This window comes from Congregibacter sp. (assembly GCF_965660375.1).
Lineage (GTDB): Bacteria > Pseudomonadota > Gammaproteobacteria > Pseudomonadales > Halieaceae > Congregibacter.
In genome coordinates, this window is sequence record NZ_CBFHZO010000080.1 from 1 (window position 1) to 11,036 (window position 11,036).

10 protein-coding genes are annotated in these 11,036 nt (G+C 54.9%); 3 read left to right on the plus strand and 7 right to left on the minus strand.

All coding sequences use genetic code 11. The annotated features are described in order from the left end of the window. Window positions 1–284: 284 nt before the first annotated feature. Window positions 285–3,809 carry an EAL domain-containing protein gene (locus ACTG3T_RS06925; protein WP_439101530.1) on the minus strand — a complete coding sequence of 1,175 codons (3,525 nt, stop codon included), beginning with the start codon at window positions 3,807–3,809 and terminating at the stop codon, window positions 285–287. Between the two features lie 163 nt (window positions 3,810–3,972). Next, a complete protein-coding gene (locus ACTG3T_RS06930; protein ID WP_439101531.1) occupies window positions 3,973–4,800 on the minus strand; it encodes a CmcJ/NvfI family oxidoreductase in 828 nt (275 codons plus the stop codon). Between the two features lie 148 nt (window positions 4,801–4,948). Between ACTG3T_RS06930 and ACTG3T_RS06935 the strand changes: the two genes are divergently transcribed. After that, window positions 4,949–5,986, plus strand: coding sequence for a TauD/TfdA dioxygenase family protein (locus ACTG3T_RS06935; protein WP_439101532.1), 1,038 nt, complete (start codon window positions 4,949–4,951; stop codon window positions 5,984–5,986). 85 nt (window positions 5,987–6,071) lie between these two features. Here ACTG3T_RS06935 and ACTG3T_RS06940 read toward each other — a convergent pair whose 3' ends face one another. Further along, entirely contained in the window at window positions 6,072–6,380 is a 309-nt protein-coding gene (locus tag ACTG3T_RS06940; protein WP_439101533.1) for a 4a-hydroxytetrahydrobiopterin dehydratase, read from the minus strand. A 134-nt stretch (window positions 6,381–6,514) separates the two neighbouring features. On the opposite strand from ACTG3T_RS06940, the gene ACTG3T_RS06945 reads away from it, so the two are divergent. Together ACTG3T_RS06945 and ACTG3T_RS06950 are read left to right on the plus strand one after the other, a co-directional pair. Continuing rightward, window positions 6,515–7,228, plus strand: coding sequence for a YebC/PmpR family DNA-binding transcriptional regulator (locus ACTG3T_RS06945; RefSeq protein WP_439101534.1), 714 nt, complete (start codon window positions 6,515–6,517; stop codon window positions 7,226–7,228). 85 nt (window positions 7,229–7,313) lie between these two features. Continuing rightward, window positions 7,314–7,691 (plus strand): MAPEG family protein, encoded by a 378-nt coding sequence (locus ACTG3T_RS06950; protein WP_439101535.1) that lies wholly within the window; start codon window positions 7,314–7,316, stop codon window positions 7,689–7,691. Between the two features lie 21 nt (window positions 7,692–7,712). Here the strand turns inward: ACTG3T_RS06950 and ACTG3T_RS06955 are convergent, their stop codons facing one another. From ACTG3T_RS06955 to ACTG3T_RS06970, 4 genes are all read right to left on the minus strand, one after another. Beyond that, on the minus strand, window positions 7,713–7,961 hold the full coding sequence (locus ACTG3T_RS06955; protein ID WP_439101536.1) for a hypothetical protein: 249 nt from the start codon (window positions 7,959–7,961) through the stop codon (window positions 7,713–7,715). Between the two features lie 50 nt (window positions 7,962–8,011). Next, window positions 8,012–9,289, minus strand: a complete 1,278-nt coding sequence (locus ACTG3T_RS06960; protein WP_439101537.1) for an alkyl sulfatase dimerization domain-containing protein — start codon at window positions 9,287–9,289, stop codon at window positions 8,012–8,014. Window positions 9,290–9,295: 6 nt separating this feature from the next. Beyond that, a complete protein-coding gene (locus ACTG3T_RS06965; RefSeq protein ID WP_439101538.1) occupies window positions 9,296–10,555 on the minus strand; it encodes a cytochrome P450 in 1,260 nt (419 codons plus the stop codon). Between the two features lie 49 nt (window positions 10,556–10,604). Further along, a partial coding sequence (locus ACTG3T_RS06970) for a DUF819 family protein (protein WP_439101539.1) occupies window positions 10,605–11,036 on the minus strand: 432 nt, incomplete at its 5' end.

Here is an 11,036-nt window from a genome sequence, read left to right on the forward strand (position 1 = left end):
GTAGTACTCCGCAATACGCTTAATACCACCAAGCAATCGAGATTCGATCTTTGCTCCATCACCTGAAGTTAAGTCGTAGACAGCCTTTTTATCTTCAGCCTGCGACAGACCTGCAAGTCCAAGAAGCAACACCGCACCCACTAAAAATTTAAACTTCCGCATAACTACACCCTTATAAAAAATGACGGTTTAACGCTCAGCTACGCATCACAGGGAAACAGAGGTCCAGTGCTGCACAGCGATCAACTAGTCTACTAGTCGCTGGCTCTAATCCACACAGGAACTTAGCTCCGGAGTAGCTTGGCAGCTTCATCCGGAAGCAGGCCTTCACTGTACAGAAACCCCTGCACCTGCATGGGACCTCGCTCGCGCAGAAACGCGGCCTGCTCCTCAGTTTCCACGCCCTCTGCAACGATCCCCACTTTTAACGCCCGAGCCATAGCGATAATGGTTTCTGCGATCGCGGCAGCGTCGTCGCTGGACGCCACATGGCGCACGAAAGATGCGTCAATCTTCAGCTGCGTGACCGGAAGTTGCTGCAGATACGACAGAGACGAATAGCCGGTACCAAAGTCGTCAACGGCGATACCCAGACCAAGCTCCCGCAGCGCATCCAGAACACTGGACTGCTCTTCCGGACGGGGTAACAGAGCGGTTTCGGTTAGCTCCAGCCCAAGCCAGTCTCCGTTGATGGCCTCTGCTTGAAGGACCTCCGACACGGACTCAAAAAATGTCACCTGCTGTAAGGAATTACCGCTGACGTTCACGGCGACAGGGGGCGGTTCAAGCCCGGCGCCGCGCCAAAGCTTGATTTGCCGGCACACCGCCCTAAGCACCAGGTTATCCAGCTCGGAAATCAAGCCGCTGTTTTCTGCAATCACTATAAACTCACTGGGCGGAATCGCGCCAAACTCTGGATGGTTCCAGCGAGACAGCGCTTCAAAGCCGCTAAGCTCCAGGGAATCTACGTGGAACTTCGGTTGATACACAAGTTCAAGCTCTCCTGCGGATACGGCATCGCGCAGGGCCCCGGAAAGAAGCATGTGCCGTGTCGCTTCAGCCGTCATCTCCTGGGAATAACCGCACCAGGTTGATCGGCCGGCTGCTTTAGCTTTGTACATTGCCGTATCTGCGTTGCGCAGAAGCGTTTCGCTGCTGCTGCCATCCTCGGGATAGCAACAGATGCCGATACTCGCGGACACCTGAACACGCTGCCCATCAATTGAGAACGGCGCAGTCAATGCATCAATGATTTTTGTTGCGATTATGGACGCGTTTTGACGACTTCGAACACCGGGCAAAACCGCCACGAACTCATCGCCGCCCAGGCGCGCCAGCAGGTCTTCATCTCTAAGCAGATGCTGGAGTCGCTGACTGGCTTCCCGGAGTAAGCGGTCGCCGGCACTATGCCCCAGGGTGTCGTTTACGTTCTTGAATTGATCAAGATCGATAAACATCACAATGAAAGGCTGGTGTTCCGTCGCCGAACGACCAATGCGACTGTCCATGCTTCTAATAAGCTGGTTTCGATTGGGCAGACCCGTGAGAGCATCCTGGTGCGCAAGGACCTCAAGGCGCTGCTCATTCTCCTTAATGATGGTGATGTCTGCCAGGACACCAACATAACCATCGTTCTCGCCATGGGGGCTCTTCACCTGAGACATAGTCATCCAACAAGGAAATACCCGACCATTACGATGATTACTCCAGATTTCTCCCTGCCAGCGACCTTCCCTCTCGATGACGCTTAACATCTCCTGAAAGAACTGTGGAGCGTGTAAATCTGATAGCAGCATTTGGAGCGAATGCCCCAAAGCGTCATCGCGCTCATATCCGGTGATCTGCGTGAACGCTTCATTAACATCGATAATCAGCGTATCAACCGACGTCATAATGATCGCTTCTGCAGAAGAGCTAAAAGCCTGCGCAGCGCGTCGCAGCTGGGCTTCAGCTTCGTACAGCGACGTAATGTCATGGATGCTCACCGCAACCCCGTGCAAGCCATCAGCATCCCGGTATGGCGCATAAACAATGTCCAGATAACACGGCCCTTGAGGACTGTCTCGCCACTCCTGAAAATGGACTGTCTCGCCCGCCAGCGCCTTGGCGTGTTTTCCTTCTAAAGCGCTGATTTCGTATTCATCGCCCAAGACCGCAGAGAGTTTGTGACCAACGAGGTCGGTCGGCTCTTGCCCGAGCCGGTCAGCATAAGCTGTATTGGCCAGGACATAGCGAAAATTGCTATCAACAAGCGCAACCTGGCTATCTGTGCTTCCCAACATTTTTTCCAGTATTCTTGCTTCACTCCAGGACTGACTGTTTTGCAACCAAAGACCTAGCGCGGTAGCAGCGCCCTTTAAAAACTCGGCTTCTTCCTCCACAGGAGCTGTGGCTGCATTAAAAGAGATTTCCAGCGAACCCCGGCGCTTGCCCGCAGCAACTAACGGCGCAGTCAGCACTTCGCCATCGCCATTGCCCTCCCCCATTTCCCAAACCCTGCTATCAACTGTCACCTTCGACAGGACAGACTGGGAGGACTGCATAGACGCGACCAATTGCCTTGCTACAACTGGCGCCAGCGTGTCCAAATCGGTCTCGCTCTGAGTGCAATGATATATTTCGTATAGCCCCCGGAGTTCTTTCAGCCGCTCCTGAAGGGATTCTTCGGCGTGTTTCCGAGCCGTAATATTTCGTGCGATCAGTGCAGCCCGACCCTCCTCAGTAGATGATATCCGGCACTCAAACTGCTGAGACTCTCCCTTGATGGGGAGGGCGTATTCCAGCGTTACGAGGGAGCGGGTAACGACGGCCTTGCTCAGCGCCTCCTGGACCTTTGGACCGATTTCAGGAGGCAAAACGTCGCTCATACGCTCCCCAACAAAATCCTCGGGCGCTGTGTAAAGATCATCTGAATTGGCCGATTGGTAAAACAGTATGCGACTTTCATCATCCACCAGAAAAACCAAATCTGGCATTGCATTAAGGAGTGCATCCGTGACGCTTCTTTGACGAGCTACCTCCTGTTCCTGAGCTTTCTCGCGATCTATATCCATATGAACCCCGACAAGCCGATGCGCCTTGTGGGTGTTTGGATCGCGAAGCGGGGTTCCCCGCGAATGAATCCATACATAGTGCCCCGCCTTGTGGCGAAGCTGAAACTGCCGATCCCAAATCGCTATGTCGTTGTTAATAAACTCTTGAAGATCGCTTAAAACGGCGTCGCTCTGATCCGGGTGAAGAATTCTCTCCCAAGTCTCGAGCGCATTTTCAAACTCGTGGTCCGCATAACCCAACTGAGCTTTCCAGGCCGGCGAAAAATACATCTTGCCTGTGACGATATCCCAGTCATAAATGCCGTCGGCCATGGACTCGGTCAGCAACTGGTAACGCGTCTCACTCTCGGCGAGGCTGGCGCGCGCCACCACATCGTCGGTGACATCCACATACTCAGCCATGATATTGCCATCGGGCAGGCAGGAGAGCTCGTTACGGTACCAGCCGCGACGCTCGCTATCCTCATAATGAATCGCCGGCAAAAACTCGCGCTCTCCGTTTCGCCGTACGCGACAAAGAGCATCAAAAACACCCGCATCAATGGCGCCGGGAAAGGCCTCAGACAGCAAACGCCCCAAAACGGCTGCTTCCTTTACCTGACTGATTCGAAGGGCTGCCGCGTTCATGGAAACAATGCGAAAATCATCGCCATCATCCACAGGCTCGTAAATAGCCACGCCAACCGACAGAGCATCAAAAACCTGCATACTGATGTTGTGAGCGTCCGGTCCCGATGTCTTCGAAGATGCTCTCAATAGTCGATACCTCTGACTTTTTTACTTCCGAACATTATGCAGTTTCACAGGTCCCATCTTACTCTTCAAACCGCAACACTGCGTGACCGTGAACCAGGCTTGATCCGTATCTGGATTTACTGACCGACGCTTGCCGGATAACTGACAGCGGCGTGGGCGTCCCCTAGAAAAACACCAGACAGCGGCTCTCCAGACTCTCCCGGGATGGCAAGCCTTCGGCAGCCCGCGGGTCGACTGCGGATGAATGCGGCGTAAAGCGCGGGCGCCCGTCCTGTACCGAATCAAAAGTCTTGAACAACAGAACCTCATTGCGGGTCATACCCGGGTAGTAAAACCACCGCTGGCCCGGTGAGTAAAGAGCTACCTGGAGCTCGCCTCTACGCTCCTCGGAGCGCCGCTCCATGGCGACCAGGTCGTCTTTACCCACAGTTTGCGCGTCGCAAAGCACCAGGGGATGATTCATGACGGGGCCGGCGATAGACCGCCAGGCATTGATAATGGCAAAGGGCTCTCGCTGCAGAGCCTGCGCCTCTTCGGGGGAGTCAACAAAGAAGTCAGCCAGTCGCCGAAGACCCGATGCCGCCGTGTAATCGTTGTGCACGATATTTGCTGGCTCGCGGATACCTCGCTCGCGCTGCAGAGCGCTGGAAGAGCTTCGGCGCGTATCGTCGAATACCTCAACGCGGGTCGCGCCAGTGATTTGCTTTAGCAGTGCCGCGAGTTCGCCGTGATAGGTGTTTAACAGCTCATCGTCATCGTAAAAATCATTCACCGCGCTCTCGTACGGCACCAACGCGAAACCCTCACGGTCGAGGGAAGCCTCGGGTAGATCACTTCGTGCATCGCGGATATCGACCTCTTCCGTGCAAAAATTACCCTGATGCTCCGTCTGGTCACCACCACCTTTTGAAGGGACATACACCAATGGTGCCGAGAGATCCGCAAGAAACTTGAGTTTTCCCGTGAATGAGCCACGAATGGCTTCGGTCATCGTTTCCTCTTTAAAAGTCGCTAGGCTTTCGCAGGACATTAAGTAGCTTGTTTTACTGTACGCACCGCGACCAACACTGTCCACAACGCATCACAGATGCTCATACGGCGGCTTTAATCTTTCAGCGCGATTCGTTAGGGTCCGGGGCATGTCTTACACAAATTTCACCACGAATATTGAAACGTCAGCCATTGAGGCAATCAACATCGACAGGGCTCAGGCCCTTGCCCGAACCGGTGTCGACATCACCCCCCTGGCGCCTATAGGCGCAGTGGTTCGGGGGCTCGATCTGGCATCGGAAGCATCGCCGCCAGAGGACATTCTTCGCATGCTGGAACTGGAGATGGCGCAGCGTGGCTTCATCGCCTTCAAAAGCCCAAGGCCCCTGAGCGTGGATGATTTTCTGAGCGCCAGCTGCTGGTGGGGCGGCAGGGAGCTACATAGTACTCACGGCGTTCACCCCGCGACTCCCCAGGGCAATCCACATGTTTTTCGCCTTTCGAACGACCCGCGCCACGGCATACCCGGCGTGGGCCCACAGTGGCACAACGACGGCAGCTTCAATGACACGACGTTCTCGCACTCGGGCTATCACATGGTGCGACCGGCGGAACAGGGGGGCGGCACCTGGTTTGCGCACCAGGGCGCTGCCTATGAAGCCCTCCCAAAGCCGCGGCAGGAATTCTGGCGACGCCTGTCATCGGTGAACTCCACTTCCGGGGCGGTTCACCCGGCGGTGCATACCCATCCGCTGAGCGGACAGCAAGGTCTATGGCTGCATCTGGGCATGACCGGTGCCGTGATCGAAAAACAGGCCAATGAACAGGCGTTTCGACTGCTGGATGCCGACGAGCTCCGACAGCTGTGTCATGAATACAACGATATTCTTAATGCGGGACTGGAGAATGGCTACAGCGTTGCCTACGAATACGAAGCCAATGACTGTGTTTTCATTGACAACCTTGCCGTCGCGCACCGCGCTGCTCCCCAGGCACACCTTTCCGCTGAGCAGCAGGGCCTGCGTATCATGCACCGCAGCACCGTCCGCGGCGTCAGCCCGCTGGCGCCAGACTACGGTTTGCCCCAATACCTGGATATCAGCGACCGTAGTCCTTTTGGGGAAGGCGTCTGGCAGTTTGGGGGTATAGGCTTTCGCTGGGATGATTCAATCCCCATGCAGAACTAGTCGCCGACAAGGCTCGAGCGCCGGCCGGCACGTCAGAAGGCCCAGAGGCCTTGTCCGTGGATTAGTCCCTCGATGAGCGCCTGAGTTAGGCGTTCGAGCATTCGTTCATAAACAACGCCATATCGATGTCCTTGCCAGAAATGCCGCCCACATCATGACTTGTCAGCTCGACGCGGACAGCGTTGTAAACGTTAAACCACTCTGGATGATGATCGTTGCGCTCTGCAAACAGCGCCACTCGAGACATGAATCCCCAGGCAGCATTGAAGTCATCAAACTTGAATTCTTTTTCAAGTTTTCCGCCTTCATTTAGTTGCCAGACATCGCCAGAGCCTGAATTCAGCTTCTCAAGCTTGTCGTCCAAATCCGCACCGACCAATTGCTGGCTTCCCATATTTCCTCCTTGCATGCGTTTAGCTCTCGAACCTACGATAGACACTAAAACGCCAGAATAAAACCGACTCTGGATACGAGGGCGCTAAAGCTTTATCTTTCGCAGCTAGTTCAACTAAAGACTGACTGAAGACTATGGGAAGAGCCTACCAAAATCGCAAAGAGTCCATGGCCAAAACCTCGGACCAAAAAGCCCGGGTGTACAGCAAGTACGCGCGCGAAATCTACGTGTCGGCAAAGTCTGGCGGCCTGGACCCCGCGGGGAATCTGGCCCTGCGCAGCATTATTGACCGCGCCAAGAAAGATCAGGTCCCTACCCACGTCATCGATAAGGCCATCGACAAAGCCAAGGGCACCGGCGGCGAAGATTTTGCGCTGGCGCGCTACGAGGGTTTTGGTCCCAACGGCACCATGGTCATCGTGGACTGCCTCACGGACAACCCCAATCGCACCTTCGGTGATGTGCGGCAGTGTTTTAACAAAGCGAAATGCAAGTTAGGCAACACCGGAAGCGTCAGCCACCTCTTCGACCACTGCGCCATTTTTGTCTTCTCTCACAGCGACGAAGAGGCTGTGCTCGAAGCGTTGATGATGGCGGACGTCGACGTCAGCGATATTGAGAGCGAGGACGGGAAAGTTACTGTGTTCACACCACAGACTGAGTATTTCAAAGCGCGGCAGGCCCTCATCGATGAATATGGCGAAACCGACTTCGAGGTGGATGAGATACAGTTTGTGCCGCAGCTAACGACGCCACTTAACGATGAAGATCAGGCCGTCCTGGACAATCTCATCGACTTGCTGGACTACCTGGAGGATGTGCAGAAGATCTATCACAGTGCTGCCTGATATACACAGGGTCGCATGCCCTCTATCCACGATAGATAAATGCTCCGGCAGCACCTAACGCCTAAAGGCTACATCGGGGAACTCTATGAACTACGTACATCTGGTGGCGGTAATCGCCATCTTTCAGTTTTTCTACTTCGGCATCATGGTGGGCCGTGCCCGGGGGCAATACGGCGTAGCTGCGCCGGCCACTTCTGGTCACGAGATGTTCGAAAGGGCTTACCGCGTTCAGATGAACACCCTCGAGCAATTAGTCTGCTTTTTACCTGCGCTACTGCTGGCGGGTGTCTATTGGCCAAACTCTGTGATCGCTGGGGTGGGAGTGATCTATCTGGTAGGCCGCTTTATCTACGCCACGGCGTATATGAAGGACCCCGCAAAGCGCGGCCCGGGTTTCGCATTAAGCATCCTGCCAACTTTCGGGCTGCTGGGCGCCACCGGTGTTGGCGTATTCATGGGGTAATTCTCGACCCTCGCCATATCATCAGTGCCGCGTTTCCGCAGGAAACTCATCAACCTGCACCGACGCAGCAATTTCTCGAATCACCTCGACGGTGTCGTCGATACTTGCCTCATAGATATCTGCCGCGGTGAACACAGAGCCTGCCAGCAAATAGTCTGCTGCGCGATCCAGCTCGATCCCGTGGCGCTTTGCCAGACGCTCGGTAATCCGTCGTAGTTGAAGATAAAAATCCTGACCTATCTCGGCGTCTCGTTCTTTTGTCTGGCTCATAACAGTAACTTTAATGGCTGCACTTATCTTAGGATTAAACCGCTGCCGCCCTATTCCGTCTTCAATCGACTCTTGGACTCATTGGCCGCCGACCCGTATATCCCCTTGGCCATCAACGAGGTCTCGCCTGCCCTGCGTCGCTGGTAGACCTCTGCGCGCATGGCATGAATGTCTGCGCTTTCAGGTTCTGCAAGACTCGCCATCTCCACCAGGTGACAGGCACTGCGGATATCCGAATCCGTGAGTTCCAACGCGCGGTTGGCCAGTTTTTGAGCGCCGCCAGCAAGGGCGGACAGCTCCTGAGCCAGTCGACTATCCGGGGCGGGCTTCAGGTTAGCCGGATTGCCGTCGTACCAGCCGCCATACAGTCTCCATAGATTGCGGATAACGAACTCGGGCTCGTCATAGGTGGGCGCAAGCCAGGGCTTGTCTGTGAGTGAGCCCGGTATCTTGATGCTGTGGATGATGTCGCTGAGTCTGGCGCCGGCATTCATGAGTGCAAGGGTCTCATCGACCAAATATTCGAGGGCGCTGGCGACATCATCCAGCACAGTCGCAATTCGCTCCTTGCCACAAATCGGCAGACCATGGGCAGGGAGAAACAGCTCTGCGTCCATCGTTGCCATATCGCGCAGCGCCTGCGCCCACTCTCTGGGGTAGCGCTGCGCCTTCTGGGGGTTACCCGCATTGGGAAAGGCCCAGATAAAAAAGTCGCCGGCACAAATCGCACGCCGGGAAGGCACCCAGGCCCAGGTATGGTCGTCGGTCTCCCCTTTGGCGTGGCGCAGCTCAAAGCGCGTATCTCCGGCTATCAAAGTATGAGCGTGATCATAGGTTTGATCCGGCTCCGGGGTTGTGGTCGGCAAGAACTGCGCGTCACCGGCCAGATCGTAACCACGACGTTTAAACTGCCCGAACTGACGTTCGTTAATCACATGGTTATAGCCGTTGGTCAGGCGGTAGCGCTCAAAGCGTTTCAGCACATTTTCATGGGCGACTATGCTCGGCCTCAGCGCTTCGCCACAAAAAGCCCCGCAACCGCCGACGTGATCAATATGCCCGTGGGTAAACACGACTGAATGGAAGGGATCGTCCGTCCAGTGACGGATTGCATCTACACAGCGTTTGCCGCCCTGCTCATTGGAGGTATCGAAGGCCACCAATCCCTCGTCGGTTTTGAACAAGATACAGTGAGAGAAGGCCTCGACCATCGCGGTGTCTTCGGTGAGTTCTGACAACTCGTGGTTGATACGATTCAGAGGCCCCGATTGCTCCAGATCGGCCCGCCCATCAATGACACCCGAGGAAATCTCGAATAAATCCGCCATACGCGCTTAAGCCTTTGCGTGCAGTACCACGGGTACCTTTGAGTAACCCATAACAAAGTTAGACAGTACGCGCTCAGGCTCGCCGACTAACTCAACGCGATCAAAGCGCTTGAGTATCTCTTCCCAGAGAATACGCAACTGCATTTCGCCAACCCGATTACCCATGCAGCGATGAATGCCAAATCCAAAGGACAGATGCTGCCGAGCATTCTCACGATCAATCAAAAACTCGTCAGGCCGGTCGATGACTTCTTCATCGCGATTCCCGGACACATACCACATCACGACCCGGTCGCCCTTTTTAATATGCTGCCCCCGAAACTCGATGTCCTCCAACGCCGTGCGCCGCATATGCCCCAGAGGGGTCTGAAAGCGAATAATCTCTGACACCATGTTCGTGACTAAATCCGAATTCGCCCGCAATTTTGCGTACTCATCAGGGTTACGGTTGAGCTCCACCACGCCTGCAGATATGGAGTTTCGCGTCGTGTCATTACCACCGACGATAAGCAGCATCAGGTTCCCAAGAAATTCCTCGGGATTATCAATCATGTCCTTCGTGTCTTCTCCGTGGGCCAGCAACGAAATAAAGTCAAACTTCACTGGCTGCGCGGCGCGCTCTCGCCAGAGGCGGCTGAAATATTCCAGGCACTCTCCCAGCACCCGCTGACGCTCGTTCATATCCACGTCGATGCCCACGGTCTCAGAGGTGGTCGTGACATCAGACCAGTAAGGCAGCAAATGTCGATCTTCGAAGGGGAAATCAAAGAGCGTGGCGAGCATTTGCGTAGTCAGCTCTTTGGACACCCGCTCCACCCAGTCGAACTCCTCTCCCACCGGAAGGCTGTCGAGGATTGTTACAACACGCTGACGAATAAGGTCCTGCAGTTCATTGAGTCGCTGTGGCGCCACCGCGGGCTGCACCGTTTTGCGCTGCACATCATGTTTGGGATTATCCATGGCGATAAACATAGGGGGGGCAAAACCCTGAGGCTGATCGCCGATGACAATGTCACGCTCCGAGGAAAAGCGCGTGTGATCGGTATCCACCGCCATGATGTCCTTGTATTTGGTAATGGACCAGTAGGGTCCAAACTGACTCTCAGGACAAAAGTGCACCGGCGCCTCTCGACGGAGACGGCGGAAATACTCGCCGTGGGCGTTGGCCTGAAAAATCTCAGCGCGGGCGACATCCAATGTATCCAGAGGCAATGAGCCGGGGTCTGGCACGTCGGTGGAAATGATTGCTAAGGCTGCTTCAGCCATGGTGTGTCCTCACTTATATTTGTTATGTGACGTCACCCCATTAAAGCGCTCAGGGCGAAGAATGCAAGCTGTTTGAAATAAGAACCTCCATGCCGTTTGCAAGTAACAAACCCACATAATTCCCAAGCGCAGTACCCAGCAAACCCACTGCAATTCCTGGCAATATCAAATTAGGCACGCCCCTTGCTCCCGCTATTGCCATGGCCGAAGACGCTCCCCCTATGTTTGCCTGCGAGGCGATAGCGATCACGGTCGAGTCGATCTTGAGCATAATGCCGACGCCGAAGATGATCACGCCATGGATGAACACCGTGCCCAGAGCAAAGTAAAAAATAGCCGGACCAATCTCGATGATCCTCGCAATGACTGAAACAGCGCCGTTGGTAGCCAAAAACAACAGCAGCAAATAGTTGCCCAATACGAGCGCACCCGAGAGTTTTTTCACGGCCCGGAACTGCGCAAGAATCAGCACCAGGGTCGT